We start from the raw sequence: 16623 nt of genomic DNA on the forward strand, positions 1-16623 counted from the left end.
ATACCATACATTTTTTTTCATTACTTGTAGTGCTATTAATCATCAAAAATAATATTCTCCTAAAACGAATGTTTTTGGTATAGGCATATTTAAGAAAATCTTACTCAACGTGCTTGTGTCGTATTCATATAATTCATCTGTTTTATCTGAATTATTTTTATTTACCATGAGCTTGGGACGTAAATCCCAAGAACCTTAAAATTGAATACCAAAAATCGTAAAAAAAGATTTTCAGTCTTCTATTTTTTAGATTATTGGGAGAATTCTTCTTATTTTCTAGCTTACTTAGCCTATATTTCCTTAAATTTACTGCCATTAAAGCGAATTCAATTTCATTGTGTGTCTGCTATTTCCCTCGAACAGAGAAACGAGTGAACCCTAAACAAGCCTTCAGATGTCCGAAAGCTGGTTCGACGTCAATTTTTCGTTGGCGATAGAGTTTACCTGTTTTTTCTGAAAGTAGCTGTTGAATCGTTGCTTTAAAGTATTCCCAGTTCATGTTCTTTTGAATCTCACGATTCTTGTCACTCTTCGCTTTTGTACATTGAGTTCGAAGAGGACAATTCGAGCAGTCTTCACATTCATACCGTTTTAAATACCGTTTAAAGCCATACTTATCTGTACGAATAGAATCATTTCGAAAATTCATTTTCCGTCCGTTTGGACAAAGAAACGTGTCCTCTACTTCTTGGTACGGCCAGTTTGCTGGAAGGGACGGATTTTGTTTAAACTTTTTCTTCTGTTCTTTATGGTACATGGCATAAGTGATGAGTGGTGTTCGCTCGTGATCCTCTAAAACCGCTTGATAGTTTTCTTCTCCTCCATAGCCGGCATCTGCGACAATATAGTTTGGCAGATCAAAGAAACACTCTTTTAAAGTGGTTAAAAAAGGGCGCAATGTTCGTGTATCTGTTGGATTTGAGAAAAGATCATAGCCTAAAATATACTGACTGTTCGTGGCGATTTGAAGATTATAACCTGCTTTCAACTGCCCATTTTTCATGTGATCGTCTTTCATGCGCATAAAAGTGGCATCTAGGTCCGTTCTAGAGTAACTGTTTCGTCGCCCTAAAATCTGTCTATGTTTTTGATAAGCGAGTTTTCGCTCTTTAAAGTCCTTGAAAAGTGTCATTTAATTATTAGGAACTTTTCGTTTAGAACGGATTGATTTGCGAGTAATTCCCTCCTCTGCTTGTTCGATTTTTTCTGTAAACTTTTCGACAACATGCGAGAGATTTTCTTCAATCTTGCCTAATTCAGTAACAGATAGTTCTTTTGCGGACTCTCGCTCAATTTCAGGAATAATTTGATTTTTCAATGAGCTTTTTATCAAAGTTATCAATCGATTTTCTCCAAACTAAGGTGTATTTATTGACGTTGGCTTCAATCTTTGTACCATCGATAAAAATTGCTTCTTCATCGATTAATTGTTCCTTGACTAATTGGCTACGGAACTGGACGAAGCACTCCCGAAGGAGTGTGTTCACTAAGGGATTCACACGGAAACGATTGATTGTTCGATAGCTAGGTTGATAGCTTTGAGTGAGCCACATCATGCGAATACTGTCTTTCGTCAACGCTTCAATCTTGCGACCAGAAAATACAGATTGTGTATAGGCACACAAAATCATCTTCATCATCATTTTGGGATGATAAGAAGAAGGACCCATCTGATGGTGAAAAGGAAGAAAACGTGCCTCGGGAATACTTTCCACTAATTGATCAATAACAAATGCGATATCATTTTTTTCTAACTGAAAACTAAAATCTAGAGGAAGAATGACTTGATTTGTGGTATAATTTTTAAACATAAGAACACCTCGCTTGTTTATTTGTGTAGTTACTTTTATTCTAGCAAAGGTGTTCTTATTTTTATAGAAAAAAATAATCCAGATGCCAATCAAGTTGATTGGTATCTGGATTTTTCGTTAGGACTTATGTCCCAAACTCATTTTTTATCTTAAACAACTCTGTAGCAATTGTTCAAATCTGGCCAGTTCCTTATACCCTATTAAACTTTTCAGGCTTTGGGGTTCACGTATCAGTGGACCGAGATTTTACGGTATAAAGTCGAATGTTTTAGCTCTTCTCTATAATAATGTCTATTTTTCTAAATTGAGTCTGTCAAAAGGTATACTTTTTGATATGGTCATTACTGGTATATATTCGTGTGCCAAAATCTATTTTTGATATATGTCAAAAGTAACTAGGAACATTTGAATCGTTCGGTTTTTATTCTACACGGTAAAATTTCGGTTCATTGTTCCAAAAGAAAGTCTCTTTAAAATGAGTGAATTCTCATAATTAATTTTAGAAACGTTGATTTAACAGGATTTTCAAAAAAATGTAAGAAATTATACCATAAAATTTCGTATGACTGATGCGTAAACCCCAACTTATATATTATAAATTAAAAAATCGACTCTGCTTTCTATTTCTGTCTCCACACTAACAATTAAAGATTATAATTTTGCTTATACAAAGGTTGATTCAGTCAAACAGTCACGATAAATTGCTTCAACATCTGATTCAGCTAGCGGAACAAATGCATCCGTCTTGATCGTACTATGCGCTACAGCCTGTTTGGCCATCTCTTCAAACTTCTCTTCGTCGATTCCGACAGACGGTAATGTCATTGGGATATCGCATGATACAAAGAAATCATACGTCGCTTGAATTCCTTTTTTTGCTGCAAGCATTGGATCTTCTTCAACGATTCCCCACACGTTATGAGCAAACTGAGCAAATTTAGTCACCGTTTGTTCAGAAAGTACATAATTCATCCAACGTGGGGTTAAAATCGCTAGACCGATCCCATGGGTAATATCATAGAATGCACTTAGTTCATGTTCCATCGCATGACAGGACCAAACGCCGTGCTTGCCATTTCTCGTCAATCCATTCAATGCCAAGCTGCTTGACCACATCAAGTTAGCACGGGCATCGTAATCATCTGGCGTATTCAGCGCAATCGGACAATTTTTAATAACCGCACGCATCAATCCCTCTGAAACAAAATCTTGTACATCTGTTCCTTTTGTTACGTTAAAGTAACTTTCAAACAAATGACTTAATATATCGGCTGAACCTGCTGCAGTTTGGTAAGCCGGTACAGTAAATGTCAATGTTGGATCTAAAAACGACACTTTTGGCATCATTGAAGAACCACCAACACCTAATTTTTGGTTTGTCGCTAGATTTGTGATCACTGCTCCAGCATTCATCTCACTGCCGGTTGCTGCTAATGTCAAGATCGTAACAATTGGTAAAGCTTCACCTTGAAACCCTTTGCGTCCTGCGATAACGTCCCACGGATCTCCTTGACTATAAAAACCAGCTGCTACTACTTTGGCACAATCAATCGTTGAGCCGCCACCTACAGCTAAGATTACATTCACTTCATTTTCACGGCATAATGCTACACCACGACGAACTGTTTCAATACGAGGATTTGGTTCTACACCATTTAATTCCACTACTTTATTTTGGTTTTTCTCAAGTAGGCTGATTACTTGATCATACAATCCATTTTTCTTGATACTGCCGCCGTATACTAATAGTACATTTTTACCGTACGTATTTAGAACATCTGTCAGCTCTGTTTTTAAACGGTCATTCCCAAAACGAATATCTGTTGGTACATAAAATCTAAAATTATCCAATTTTTCTTCCTCCATTCAACTTACGTTTCATACTCTATGATAGAGCAATCCCTCTGAAACTTCTATTGCTTTGCTCGCCAACTACTGCACATCATCTGCTTTGCAATAAAGGAGATCGAAAGGTTCCCCTCTCAATCTCCTTTACTCTTAACTATTGATTGCTGTTTCCAACCCCACTTCGATCATATCATTAAATGTTGTTTGACGCTCTTCAGCAGTTGTTTCTTCACCAGTTACTAGACTGTCACTAACCGTCATGATCGCCAAAGCTTGGACATCAAATTTTGCTGCTAAATAATAAAGTGCTGCAGCTTCCATTTCGATTGCTAAGACACCTAATTTACCTAAATCAAAAACGCCGTCCATACTATCTTTATAAAATACATCATCAGACAAGACATTACCCACGTGAGTCACAAAGCCTTTTTCTTTTGCAGTTGTGTATGATTTCAATAGTAAATCAAAATCAGCAATTTGAGGGAAATCATATTTAGGGAAATCATTACGGATCATTGATGACGGTGTTGCTGCTGCTTGTGCAATCACTAAATCTCTCACATGAACTTTTTCAGAGATTGATCCACACGTACCAACACGAATCAATTTTTTCACATCGTATGAATTGATCAATTCATGTGCATAAATAGTCGCAGAAGGCATCCCCATTCCCGTTCCTTGAACGGAAACGCGTTCACCTTTATACGTACCCGTATAACCTAACATTCCTCTTACTTGGTTGTAGCATACTGGATTTTCTAAAAATGTCTCGGCAATATATTTTGCACGTAACGGATCTCCTGGTAATAAAATTTTATCTGCTATTTCGCCTTGTTTTGCTTCGATATGAACGCTCATCTTTTTTCTCCTTTATAATGAAACTTTTATAGTTCAGCTAACGTTGCTTTGATTAGTTCTTTAAATTGAGATTTAACTCGCTCTGTTGTTTCTACAACTTCTGCGTGATTCAAGCTACTTTGCATACCAGCGGCTAAGTTTGTGATACATGAAATACCTAAGACTTTCAAGCCACTATGTGCTGCAACGATGACTTCTGATACAGTTGACATTCCAACTGCATCGGCCCCCATCACACGAGACATCCGAATTTCAGCAGGTGTTTCATATGTTGGACCGGAATAGCCCATATAAACACCTTCTTGTAAAGCTACATTTTGTTCGTTTGCTACTTTTTTCGCTACTTCAAAATAGGCTGGCGTATACGCATGACTCATATCTGGGAAACGTGGTCCCATCGCTTCATCATTTTCCCCAATCAATGGATTATCTCCAGTAAAGTTGATATGATCTGTGATCAACATCAAATTACCTGGTGTGAAGTTTTCGTTTACACCGCCCGCAGCATTTGTTACGACAATCGAATGAGCCCCCATTGCAGCCATCACACGAACTGGATACGTCACTTTTTGCATTGAATGGCCTTCATAATAATGGAAACGGCCTTGCATCGCTAATACTTTTTTCCCAGAAAGTGTACCATAAACTAACTTACCTGCATGTCCAACAACCGTTGAAACCGCAAAATGAGGAACTTCTGAAAAAGGAATCGCAATGGCATCTTCTACTTCATCCGCCAGCTCACCTAAACCAGAACCTAAAATCAAACCAAAATCAACTTCGCCAACGCCTTTTTCTTTTAAAAACGCTGTTGTCTCTTTTAACATTTCACCTAATTTTGTCATCATTTCTCTCCTATACCAGTTTATTTAAAAAGCTTTCGCCATTTTCTGTTTTTGGAACAGCAAAGTTTTCAGCAATGGTCGCTGAAATATCTGCATAATGTCCTTGCGGCAAGCTCCCTTGCCCTGTCATTTTTTTACTGTAAACCAATAATGGAACGTATTCTCTCGTATGATCAGTTCCAGGGAAGGTTGGATCATTTCCGTGGTCAGCTGTGATTAGTAGTAAATCGTCCTCTTTCATTGCATCGATAATTTCTGGAAGTCTTAAATCAAAGGCTTCGATCGCATGAGCATAACCAACCACATCGCGACGGTGACCGTATAGTGCGTCAAAATCAACTAAGTTAGTGAAACTTAATCCTTCAAAATCACGTTTCATCACTTTAAGCAGTTGGTCTACACCATCCATATTACTTTTCGTCCGCACAGAATCTGTTATGCCTTGCCCATTGAAAATATCATTGATTTTCCCAACAGCGATAACGTCTTTGCCGTTATCTTTCAATGAATCAAGAACAGTCTGACCAAACGGATCTAGTGCATAATCATGGCGATTACTTGTTCTCGTAAAGTTACCTGGTTCACCAACATACGGACGAGCAATAATACGACCGATCATATAAGGTTCATCTTTCGTGATATCACGAACGTACTGACAAATACGGTATAATTCTTCTAAAGGAATGACCTCTTCGTGCGCTGCAATCTGCAAGACTGGATCAGCGGATGTATACACGATTAAATCGCCTGTTTCCATTTGGTGTTTTCCATAATCGTCGATAACTGCTGTACCGCTATATGGTTTGTTACAAACAATTTTTCGTCCTGAAAATTCTTCGATTTGCGCTAGTAGTTCTTCTGGAAATCCATCAGGAAATACTCGGAAAGGTTTTTGAATATTCAAGCCCATGATTTCCCAATGACCAGTCATTGTATCTTTCCCCACAGAAATCTCTTCTAATTTTGTTGCGTAGCCTTTGTGATCTGCTACAGCTTCTACATTATGAAGGGGGGCGATCGTTCCTAGCCCAAGATTCTCTAAATTAGGGATAGTCAATCCAGCTTCTTTGGCAATATGCCCTAAAGTATCACTGCCTACATCGCCAAATTTTTCAGCATCTGGTGCTTCCCCGATTCCGACTGAATCCATCACAACTAAATGTACACGTTTAAACATAACCATCCTTCTTTCTTTGATTCTGTTTTTAAAAGCTTTACACGTTTATTCTGTAGAAACAAATTAATAATTATTTATAAAAAGGGCATGACTTCAGAATTCGTCCCATAGCCCCGCCCTTTTATACTACTATTATTTAGATTTGATATAATTTTTCCCAATTGCTTTTGGTCCAGAAGCTTTTCCTAAGAAAACAACTAAAACGATAATGGTCAAAACATAGGGTGCTGCTTGTAAGTAAACAGCTGGTATTGATGAAATCACCGGTAAATTTGATCCGGCAATACTGATATTTTGTGCAAAACCGAAGAACAATGCTGCACCCATTGCACCTAGCGGATTCCATTTACCGAAAATCATCGCCGCCATTGAAATAAATCCTTGTCCGGCAATCGTTGTCACCGCAAAACGTCCAGCAATCGTTTGAGCAAAGACCGCTCCTCCGATACCACCTAAAAATCCTGAGATCAAAACACCTGCATAACGCATTAGATAAACATTGATTCCAAGTGTATCTGCTGCCTGCGGATTTTCACCTACAGAGCGAAGGCGTAAACCAAAACGAGTCTTGAACAATACAAACCAAGAAAGAATCGCCACCAATATTGCCACAAACGCTGGCAATGTTGTTTGTTTGAAGAATAAGTCTCCTATTATGGGGATATCTTTCAAGATAGGAAATGAATAGTAACCAAACGATTCTTTGATTGTATCTGTTTGACCTTTTCCATAAATCACTTTGATCAAGAAAATCCCCAAAGCTGGTGCCATTAAATTGACTACCGTTCCGCTGATGATGTGATCTGCTCTTAAATTGATCGTTGCAACAGCATGGAGCAGTGAAAATAACATCCCAACTACGCCACCGACCAAACAAGCAAGCCAAGGCGTTGCTGCACCAAATGTATCAGCGAAGGTCAAGTTAAATACAACCGAACTGAAGGCACCCATCACCATGATTCCTTCTAGTCCTACATTTACAATACCACTCCGTTCAGAAAATGTCCCACCCAAAGCCGTGAAAACTAAAGGAGTAGAATAAACCAAAGTTTGTGTAATAATCGGCGCCAATACAGCGATTAATGCAATATCCATTAGATTTTTCCTCCTTCTTGACTAGTTGGATCTGTTTTTCCATCTAATTCTTCAACAATTGCGACTTCTTTTTTATTCCCTGAAGCTTTTGCTAACAAGAAGCGAATAAGGTAACTGATGGCAACGAAGAAAATGATCGAAGCAATCACGACATCCACTAATTCGATTGGAACACCGGCACGAAGCGGCATTCCTTGTCCACCAAGTTTCAATACACTAAAGAGAAGCGCTGATAATAATATTCCCACCGAACTGCCTGCTCCCAGTAAAGAAATAGCCATTCCGTCAAACCCAATACTCAAGGAAGAACCTTGAACAAAGAAGTTCCCAAATGTTCCAAGACCAAGAACGACACCACCGAGACCAGCTAATGTTCCAGAGATAACCATCGACATCACGATTGTTCGTCTGCTGCTCATTCCAGCGTATTCTGATGCGAATGGGTTCAAACCAACAGAGCGAATCTCATACCCCAAGGTCGTTTTCTTCATAAGGAACCAAATCAAAACTAAGAAAATAAGTGCCATGAAAATACCAATATTCAAACGCGAACCGCTGCTCAACTCTTTCAAGAAGCCTGTACGTAAACTTGCATTTTCCCCAATTACTTTTGTAACACCTTTATTTGTCATCAACTCTTTAGCCATCACATTATTGACAATGTGCGTACTCGTATAGAGAAAAACATAATTCAGCATAATCGTAACGATGACTTCACTTGTGCCAAAGAATGCGCGTAAAAATCCGGGAATCGCAGCCGCCATGGCTCCTGCTAGCGCACCAGCAAGAACTGTTAAAGGTAAAACGACCATGCGAGGTGCATCAGGCATTGAGAGTGCTACCCAAATACTTGTAATCCAGCCACACAATGCTTGACCTGACAGCCCGATATTAAAGAATCCAGCTGAATTTGCTACCGCAAACCCTAGCGCTGTAAAAATCAAAGGTCCGGCCGTTACAAAAATTTCACCAATACTTTTGGGGCTTTGAAAAGCAGTCATCAGCATCGCTTGATACCCAGCAACTGGGTTCTGACCTGAAATCAACATAATAATTGCACCAAGAATAAAGCCCATCAATACGGATAAAATCGGAACTAAAATATTCCGTAATTTTTCTGATCGATTATTCAACTGCCTCACCTGCCTTTTGACTTAATTCGGCTCTTGCTTCTTCTAAAGAATAACCAGCCATTAGTAATCCTAGTTCATTTTCAGTCGTTTCTTTTGGATCTACGATTCCGACGATTTTTCCAGAATGGATCACTGCAATGCGATCAGAAACATTTAAAATTTCATCTAATTCAAAACTAACTACCAATACCGCCTTATCCTTATCTCGTTGTTCGATCAAACGTTTGTGGATATATTCAATAGCACCAACATCTAACCCGCGTGTTGGTTGAGATACTATCAACAAATCAGGATCACGATCGATTTCTCTAGCGATAATGGCTTTTTGTTGATTCCCTCCTGATAATGCTTTGGCAGGAACCAATTCATTTACTGTTCGTACATCGTATTCTTCTATTAATTTTCGTGCGTATGAATTAATTTGGTTGTAATTCAAGACACCGCTTTTACTTAAAGGCTTCTTGTAGTAGGTTTGTAGTGCAATATTTTCAGCTAAGGTCATATCCAGAATAAGTCCATATTTATGACGGTCTTCAGGTACGTGACCCACACCTGCTTCTGTGATCTTACGAGGTTTTTTATTCGTAATTGTTTCTCCTCTAAGTTCGACTGAACCACTTTCTGCCTTACGTAATCCAGTTAGTGCTTGGATCAATTCTGTTTGACCATTGCCGTCAATTCCTGCAATCCCAACTACTTCACCTGCTCGTACATCTAAACTAAGACTTTTAACAGCTTCCAACCCACGACTTTCTTTTACAACTAAATCTTTGATTGAAAGAACAACTTCTTTAGGATCAGCTGCTTTCTTTTCTGTTTTAAACGATACAGAACGACCAACCATCATATCAGCTAATTGTTGTGAAGAAACATCTTTGACATTTACTGTATCAATACTTTGACCACGGCGAATAACCGTGCAGCGGTCAGCTACTTTTTTGATTTCATCTAATTTATGCGTAATCAAAATGATCGATTTACCTTCTTGAACAAGTCCACGCATGATTTCCATCAATTCATCAATCTCTTGAGGTGTCAAAACAGCTGTAGGCTCATCAAAAATCAAGACATCGGCTCCACGATATAACGTTTTCAAGATTTCTACTCGTTGCTGTGCTCCAACAGATATGTCTCGAATATACGCACTTGGAACGACCGATAACCCGTATTGTTCAGAAACTCTTTTGATTTCTGCTGTTGCTTTTTTACGATCCAATATACCCGCATTTGTCGGTTCACTACCTAGAATGATGTTTTCAGTTACAGTAAATGCATCGACTAGCATAAAATGCTGATGGACCATTCCAATTCCTAAACGATTTGCTGCAGTGGGGCCATTGATCGATACTTTGGAGCCATTCATAAATATTTCACCTGATGTTGGTTCTAACAAACCAGATAGAATATTCATTAAAGTAGATTTTCCAGCGCCGTTTTCACCTAGCAAAGCATGAATTTCTCCTGGTCGAACAGTTAAGTTGATATTATCATTAGCCTTAAATGTCCCAAACTCCTTCGTGATATTGCGCATTTCAATTACATAGTTTTCCTGAGCCACATTCTTCACTTCCTAACAATTTAATCATTTACATCATCTATTAATACGATACTTCTAAAAAATAAAGTAGCTTTTAGGCACTTAAAGAAAGAAAATGAATGATTGGATGATTCTTTTTCCTTCTTTAAAGGCATAATAAAGTCTTAGCGCTGCTGGTCGCAGCGCTAAGCTAAAATTTTTACTCTTTTACATCTTTTGGTACTTCTGGAACTTTGATATCTCCTGCGATGATTTTTTCTTTTGCTGTATCAACAGCTATTTGTGCTTCGTCTGACAAGTAACCTTTTGTCAAATCAACACCACCATCTTTCAAACCATAAACTAAATGTTCACCGCCAGGGAATTTATCTTCTAAAGCACGGTTTGAGATATCTTGCACTGCAGCACCTACACCTTTAAGTGTTGATGTTAATGTAAAGTTCTCTTCTTTACCGTCTTTTGTTTTGTACGCGCCCTCTTTATCTTGATCGCTATCTACACCGATAACCCAAACTTTATCTTTTGAACCTGTTTCATTTAAATCTTTTGCTTCTTGGAAAACTCCTTGACCTGTACCACCTGCAGCGTGATAGATAATATCAGCGCCTTTTTGGTACATTGATGCTGCTAGTGCTTTTCCTTTGGCAGGATCACCAAATGAAGCAGCATATTCAACTTCAACTTTTATGTCTTTTTTCAATTCTTTTGCTGTATCAATCACACCTTGATGGAAACCAGCTTCAAAACGGTCGATAACCGCGCCTTCTTCACCACCAATAAATCCTACAGTGTCTGTTTTTGTTGTATATGCTGCCGCTACACCAGCTAAGTATGCAGCTTCTTGATCTTTAAATGTTGCAGATACAACATTGTCTTTGCCTTCAATAACGCTATCAATGATACCAAATTGTGTATCTGGATTTGCATCCGCTGCTGTACTGATAGAATCAGATAGCAGGTAGCCAATACCGAAAACTGTTTTAAATCCATTAGAAACTGCTGTATCAATATTTGTTACATATTCCGAAGCATCGTTTGATTGAATATAATCAAATCCATCCGCTCCTTTTTTCAAATCGTGTTCTTTCCCCCAAGCTTGTAAACCTTCCCAAGCTGATTGGTTGAATGAGCGGTCATCTACCCCGCCGATATCAGTAACGATAACAACGCTATGATCCGCGTCTCCACCTGCTGATTTTCCATCTGTTGAATCTTTTTTACTCCCGCCACATGCCGCTAACGCAAGTGTTAATGCCAATGCAGTCAAGCCAAAACCAAATAATTTTGCTTTTTTCATCTCTGTAAAGCCCCCTATAATAGTTTTATATTTTCAACAGCCGGAAGACTGAATGAAACAAGATAATAATAGTAAAAAAGGTTTCTCGTGCAACGAGTACTCGCAAGAGCAATCCACATCAATTCAACATTTCGTTGAAAGGTTTAGTTCAAGTAACTAGATCTTACAAATCTTTTTCCGTAAAAGCATATGGTAAAAGCTCGCCGACTGTCGTCTCTTTGATCACACCATGCTCGCCAACCAAGGTAACTGTCATTTCAGGCGCACAAAATTCAGCCATCACTTGTCTGCATGCACCACACGGAGATATTGGCTCTGGTGTATTTCCTGCAATCACTAAATGCTGAAAAGCACGTTCACCTTCTGAAACAGCTTTAAAAATCGCTGTTCGTTCAGCACAATTTGTCAATCCGTATGAAGCATTTTCGATATTGACTCCTTGAAACGTTTTTCCTTCTTTGGTCACGAGACATGCCCCAACAGGAAAGTGAGAATAAGGTACATACGCTTTTGATAATGCATTATCTGCGATAGCTAACCATTCTTGTTTTGCTGTCATTTGTCTGCCACTTTCTTCTTTAGATTAATAACCTGTCCCTGTAGTACCTTCTATAATTGCAACACCGGCACTTGTTCCGATCCGTGTAGCGCCAGCTTCAATCATGGCTTTTGCTTCAGCTTCGTTATGAATACCGCCTGAAGCTTTTACACCCATGCTTGGGCCAACTGTTTCACGCATCAATTTAACGTCTGCGATCGTTGCGCCACCTGTTGAAAAACCAGTTGACGTTTTAACAAAATCTGCCCCTGCTTCTTTAGCAAGTTCACAAACTTTTATCTTTTCTTCATCTGTAAGTAGAGCGGTCTCGATGATCACTTTAACTAAAGCTTTACCTTTGGCCGCATCAACCACTGCTTGGATATCTTTTTGGACTTTTTTGTATTGCTTAGATTTCAGCGCACCAACATTAATGACCATATCGACTTCTGTTGCACCATTATTGATTGCATCTGTCGCTTCATAAGCTTTTACCTCAGACGTATTGGCACCTAAAGGAAAACCAATTACCGTACAAACATCAACAGATGTATCTGCTAAATGTTCTTTTGCTAAAGCAACCCAACATGGATTGATACAAACTGAGAAGAATTTATATTTTTTTGCTTCTTCAATAATTCGTAAAACATCTTCTTCTTTTGCGTCTGCTTTTAAAATAGTGTGGTCAATCATTTGATTTAATTCCATTATTTTTTGCACATCCTTTATGCTGTTATTATATCATGAATCAGCTCAGGTTCAGTTCCAAAACTGCCGATTTCGATATTTTTATATAAAAGTTCTTTGACGTCTTCAATCGAATCTGAATTTGAATAAATTGTTAGTAACGATTCGCCTACCTTCACTGGCATACCAACTTTTTTATGCAACTTGATTCCGACTGCGTGATCGATCGAATCTTCTTTTGTAGCTCGTCCTGCACCTAACAACATCGCTGCGATACCAATTTCATTTGCTACAATTTTTTGAACAACTCCTGATGTTTGTGCTGGCAATTTGATTTGATGTTTTGCTGTTAGTATTCGTTCAGGGTGATCAATGATACTATCATCTCCGCCTTGATTGCGGATCATTTCTCGGAATTTAGCTAATGCTTTACCTGATTCTAAGGCCTCTTTTAACATCGCTCTAGCTTCCTCTAATGTGTCAGCTTTTTTGGCTAAAACAACCATTTGGCTACCTAGTATATAGCACATTTCCATTAAATCTTCTGGTCCTTTACCTTGAAGTGTTTCGATTGCTTCGACAACTTCTAGGCTATTTCCTATCGCTTCACCTAGCGGCTGGGACATATCTGAAATCACCGCCATCGTCTGACGATTTGCTAAGCGACCGATTCGAACCATTGTTTCAGCTAAACGACGAGCTTCATCAATATTCTTCATAAAGGCACCTTCGCCCGTTGTAACATCCAACACGATTGCATCAGCACCGGACGCTATTTTTTTACTCATGATAGAACTTGCAATCAACGGAATCGAATTCACTGTTGCAGTAACATCACGCAGTGCATATAATTTTTTATCCGCTGGGGCTAAATCACCGGATTGACCAACGACCGCTACATGACTTTCATTCACCAATCGAATAAATTCTTCATCTGGTATTTCTACATGAAATCCTGGTATTGCTTCTAATTTATCAATCGTACCACCTGTGTATCCAAGCCCTCTGCCAGACATCTTTGCAACACTTGCGCCAACACTTGCAACGAGGGGGGCTAAAATCAAGGTCGTTGTATCACCAACACCTCCAGTAGAATGTTTGTCTACTTTGATTCCTTGAATCGATGAAAGATCGATCATCTCACCAGAATTGGCCATAGCCAATGTCAGCGTCGTAATTTCTTCATCGGTCATATCTTTGTAAAAAACAGTCATCAAAAATGCACTCATCTGATAATCTGGAATATCTCCTTTAGTATAACCAGAAACAATGAATTGAATTTCTTCATCTGTTAAGACTTGCCCGTCACGTTTTTTCTCGATTAAATCTACCATTCTCATGCTTTTTTCCTCCGAATCAATCCCCAAGGATGTATTATACACTAAAATCATTCAGGTTAAAACTTTTTAGTAAAACAGTTTACTAACGCTTTCATATTTTGAAAACGCTTATAAAACGAACATTAAATCAAATCTAGCTGATTGTCAATCGATTTAGTGCTATTTCTTAAAATAAATGTTGTATCAAAAATTTTATTTGGAATTTTTTTCTCTGGATCATTGATTGCTTCCACTAAAAATTGCGCTGCATAAAATCCAATATCAAAACTAGGTTGATAAACTGTCGTCAAACCTGGTACCAAATACTCCGAAATTTCCAAGCCGTCAAATCCGATAACAGAAATATCATCTGGAATTTTTTTACCAGACTCTTCAATTGCCTGATAAGCCCCCATTGCCATTTCATCGTTCCCACAAAAGATGGCTGTAATGGAAGGATTTTTTAACACCTTTTTAGCAGCTGTGTAGCCACCGCCTAAATTTAAGTCCCCGCTGCTCATATAATTTTCTCTTACCGGGATCCCGTTATCTTTTAATGCATGCTGATAAGCGGTCACCCTTTCGGTCAGTTGATAATAACCCTCATTTTCTTTCAACATTGCGATGTGTCTATGCCCTTGTTCGATCAATGCATTCACCGCTTGATACGCACCCTCATATTCTTTCACAATCAAGCGACCACTTTCTCTAGGATTAATACCACGATCCACAAGAATCACAGGAACTTTTCCTTTGTTTTTATTTCGTAAAATATGGTTGGCGGGTAAAATATTGGGTGTTGCAAAAATGATCCCGTCAACTGAGCGATGAACAAGTTCTGTAACGTACTGCGTTGCTTTGTCTTCGTCATGCTTGGAATTACAGAGTAAGATCATATAACCCAACGAATTCAAATAGGTTTCCACACCTTCGATTACTTTCGCAAAGAAAAAGTCAGTGACATCAGGTACAACCATGCCTATTGTTTTCGAATGCCTCGTAATGATATTTGATGCAAAATAATCTGGCTTGTAATCATGTTCTTCTACAACAGTTAATACTTTGTTTCTCGTTTTTTCACTGAATCGACTGCCTTTGTCATTAATAATTTGTGATACGGTCGTCACCGATACACCCGCCATATCCGCAATTTCTTTAATGGTCAATTTCATACTTCATTCTCCCTTTGCTAACGTAGCCTATCCTACTTGTCAGCGTTTCCAAATTGCTTATCGAACGATTATAGTTTAACAGAATTTTATAAAATAAAATAGCATAGCAAAAAATACTCTCACTCCTACAGCTCTTTTTATTTTATTGACAGCTTGCACTCAGCATGTTAAAGTCTTCAAAATACTTATCGCACAAGAACCATTATTAAACAAGAAAAGAGAGGCTGATAGTGTGAAGCGTGAGCATGTCAAAAAATTACCGAAAATAGAGCTACATTGCCACTTGGACGGTTCTATCCGACCAGAGACATTACGGAAAATTGCAGAGCCACAAGGTATTGTTCTACCTGCAGATGACGTGCAATTAAAAAATCTGCTCGTTGCACCTATTGACTGCCAAAATTTGAATCAATACTTAGAACGTTTTGATCTAGTTTTGTCCTGTTTACAAACTGAAACTGCCTTAAAAGCCGCTGCATTTGATATTATTAGTCAAGCAGCTGAAGAAAATATCCGCTATATCGAAGTCCGCTTCGCTCCCTCTCTTCACACCCAAAAAGGACTTTCTTTACCTAAAATCGTAACCGCTGTTTTAGCAGGTCTTACATGTGGTCAAGAAAAATTCGGCGTAAAAAGCAATGCACTCTTATGTGGTATGCGTCATGAAGAAATCTCAGATATTGAAAAAATCGTTCATTTAGCTAAAGAGTTCCAAACCGCGGGCATTGTTGGATTCGATTTAGCAGGAAATGAACTTGATTTTCCTCCTTACACATTTGAAGAAACTCTTGGACTAGTCAACCAACTGAATATGCCATTGACCCTTCATGCAGGTGAGTGCGGTTGTGGAAAAAATGTTGCCGATGCGATTCATTTAGGTGCCAAACGCATCGGACACGGTATTGCAGTAAAGGACACACCTGAATATTTTTCCTTATTAAAAGATAACAATATTTTGATTGAAATGTGTCCAACAAGTAATTTCCAAACAAAAACCGTTACTAAATTAGCAGATTATCCTTTTAAAACCTTTCTTGATGCTGGCATCAAGGTTTGTATCAACACAGACAATCGTACCGTATCTAATACAAGTTTAACTGATGAATATATGAAACTTTATGAATGGTACGGTATCACTTATGCTGATATGGAGCAATTCAATCATAATGCAGTAAATGGGGCGTTTATCTCGGAGAAAGAGAAACAACTTCTTCATGAGTATTTAACGACTAATTATTAGTTTCTAAACCTCAACACACTTTCCAATACAAAAAGGCAGAACGAATTTCTAACGATCCGCTCTGTC

Annotated in this window: 13 protein-coding genes and 1 pseudogene; 1 reads left to right on the forward strand and 13 read right to left on the reverse strand. The window is 38.4% G+C overall.

Features of this window, described 5'->3' with window-relative positions; genetic code table 11:
• Window positions 1–157 precede the first annotated feature (157 nt).
• From IGI43_RS08965 to IGI43_RS09025, 13 genes and pseudogenes are all read right to left on the reverse strand, one after another.
• Window positions 158–1811 (reverse strand): annotated as a pseudogene (locus tag IGI43_RS08965) (IS1182 family transposase).
• A gap of 663 nt (window positions 1812–2474) precedes the next feature.
• Window positions 2475–3662 (reverse strand): iron-containing alcohol dehydrogenase, encoded by a 1188-nt coding sequence (locus tag IGI43_RS08970; RefSeq protein WP_438757449.1) that lies wholly within the window; start codon window positions 3660–3662, stop codon window positions 2475–2477.
• A 147-nt stretch (window positions 3663–3809) separates the two neighbouring features.
• Window positions 3810–4517 carry a purine-nucleoside phosphorylase gene (gene deoD, locus IGI43_RS08975; RefSeq protein ID WP_438757450.1) on the reverse strand — a complete coding sequence of 236 codons (708 nt, stop codon included), beginning with the start codon at window positions 4515–4517 and terminating at the stop codon, window positions 3810–3812.
• A 26-nt stretch (window positions 4518–4543) separates the two neighbouring features.
• Window positions 4544–5362 (reverse strand): purine-nucleoside phosphorylase, encoded by an 819-nt coding sequence (locus IGI43_RS08980; protein WP_438757451.1) that lies wholly within the window; start codon window positions 5360–5362, stop codon window positions 4544–4546.
• Between the two features lie 10 nt (window positions 5363–5372).
• The gene (gene deoB / locus IGI43_RS08985; RefSeq protein ID WP_438757452.1) at window positions 5373–6539 is read right to left on the reverse strand and encodes a phosphopentomutase; all 1167 of its coding nucleotides are present in this window, start codon (window positions 6537–6539) and stop codon (window positions 5373–5375) included.
• Window positions 6540–6671: 132 nt separating this feature from the next.
• Window positions 6672–7634, reverse strand: coding sequence for an ABC transporter permease (locus tag IGI43_RS08990; RefSeq protein WP_438757453.1), 963 nt, complete (start codon window positions 7632–7634; stop codon window positions 6672–6674).
• The gene (locus IGI43_RS08995) at window positions 7634–8767 is read right to left on the reverse strand and encodes an ABC transporter permease (RefSeq protein WP_438757454.1); all 1134 of its coding nucleotides are present in this window, start codon (window positions 8765–8767) and stop codon (window positions 7634–7636) included. Before IGI43_RS08995 ends, IGI43_RS08990 begins: the two co-directional genes overlap by 1 nt.
• A complete protein-coding gene (locus tag IGI43_RS09000; protein ID WP_438757455.1) occupies window positions 8760–10325 on the reverse strand; it encodes an ABC transporter ATP-binding protein in 1566 nt (521 codons plus the stop codon). The genes IGI43_RS08995 and IGI43_RS09000 overlap by 8 nt, the downstream gene beginning before the upstream one ends.
• A 178-nt stretch (window positions 10326–10503) precedes the next feature.
• The gene (locus IGI43_RS09005; protein WP_438757456.1) at window positions 10504–11601 is read right to left on the reverse strand and encodes a BMP family lipoprotein; all 1098 of its coding nucleotides are present in this window, start codon (window positions 11599–11601) and stop codon (window positions 10504–10506) included.
• Between the two features lie 163 nt (window positions 11602–11764).
• A complete protein-coding gene (locus IGI43_RS09010) occupies window positions 11765–12160 on the reverse strand; it encodes a cytidine deaminase (protein ID WP_438757458.1) in 396 nt (131 codons plus the stop codon).
• A 24-nt stretch (window positions 12161–12184) separates the two neighbouring features.
• Window positions 12185–12847 carry a deoxyribose-phosphate aldolase gene (deoC, locus tag IGI43_RS09015; protein ID WP_438757459.1) on the reverse strand — a complete coding sequence of 221 codons (663 nt, stop codon included), beginning with the start codon at window positions 12845–12847 and terminating at the stop codon, window positions 12185–12187.
• Window positions 12848–12864: 17 nt separating this feature from the next.
• On the reverse strand, window positions 12865–14166 hold the full coding sequence (locus IGI43_RS09020) for a pyrimidine-nucleoside phosphorylase (RefSeq protein ID WP_438757461.1): 1302 nt from the start codon (window positions 14164–14166) through the stop codon (window positions 12865–12867).
• 122 nt (window positions 14167–14288) lie between these two features.
• Complete coding sequence (locus IGI43_RS09025; RefSeq protein WP_438757463.1) at window positions 14289–15317, reverse strand: LacI family DNA-binding transcriptional regulator; 1029 nt, start codon at window positions 15315–15317, stop codon at window positions 14289–14291.
• 232 nt (window positions 15318–15549) lie between these two features.
• On the opposite strand from IGI43_RS09025, the gene add reads away from it, so the two are divergent.
• Entirely contained in the window at window positions 15550–16557 is a 1008-nt protein-coding gene (add, locus tag IGI43_RS09030; protein WP_438757465.1) for an adenosine deaminase, read from the forward strand.
• Window positions 16558–16623 lie beyond the last annotated feature (66 nt).

Origin of the sequence: Enterococcus sp. AZ126, from assembly GCF_051714545.1 — a bacterium.
In the GTDB taxonomy this organism is placed as follows: domain Bacteria; phylum Bacillota; class Bacilli; order Lactobacillales; family Enterococcaceae; genus Enterococcus_L.